Origin of the sequence: Vibrio sp. 10N.222.55.C6, assembly GCF_041473395.1 — a bacterium.
GTDB lineage: Bacteria > Pseudomonadota > Gammaproteobacteria > Enterobacterales > Vibrionaceae > Vibrio > Vibrio crassostreae_C.
Genome location: NZ_JBFRSD010000334.1, coordinates 1 through 665 on the forward strand (window position 1 = coordinate 1; position 665 = coordinate 665).

1 protein-coding gene and 1 pseudogene are annotated in these 665 nt (G+C 42.3%); both read left to right on the plus strand.

The genetic code is table 11. From position 1 onward, the window contains the following. Positions 1–412: transglycosylase SLT domain-containing protein (locus tag AB4486_RS23975; protein WP_372119106.1), on the plus strand; the 412-nt coding region annotated here is incomplete at its 5' end. A 9-nt stretch (positions 413–421) separates the two neighbouring features. Next, positions 422–665: pseudogene (locus AB4486_RS23980) on the plus strand (hypothetical protein); the annotation flags it as partial.

Here is a 665-nt window from a genome sequence, read left to right on the forward strand (position 1 = left end):
ACATATTCCTGCCTTTGGCCTGATGCAAATTGTCCCAAGTTCCGCAGGATTAGATGCGACAAACTTCCTATTTGGTGAACAACAGCTACTGAATAAAGAATACTTATTCGACCCCGAAAAAAACATTGAGGTCGGTACCGCTTATTTGCACTTACTGCGCTCTCGCTACTTCAAAGGCGTTACCAATGAAGAGAGCTTAAAGTACTGCATAACAGCGGCTTATAATGGAGGCATGGGCCCAATCTATCGTATTTTCGGAGGCAAACGCTCAGTTGCAATCAAGAATATTAACCAGCTTGAGCCACAACAAGTATTCCAAACTATCCAACAAAAGCACTCTGCTGCGGAAACTCGTAACTACTTGAAAAAAGTAAGTAAAACAGAAGTTAATTACGAAAAGAATATGATTTAAGGATAAAACATGAAAAAGACTCTAATTATCGCTGCAATTACTACATTGTCATTTCAAGCAGCTGCTAACTCCGAATTTCCTAGTTGGCGCATGAACCCACAATCTGATTTGCCTGAAGGCTTAATCGCAGGCGTTGCTTGTGTTGAAAGTATGGGAGACATGACGCTTGATATGGACATCGCTTCAATGGAGGCGAGAGCATCGCTAGCCGCATCTCTCGAAGCCATGGTGCAAAAAGAGCTCGATACAAATC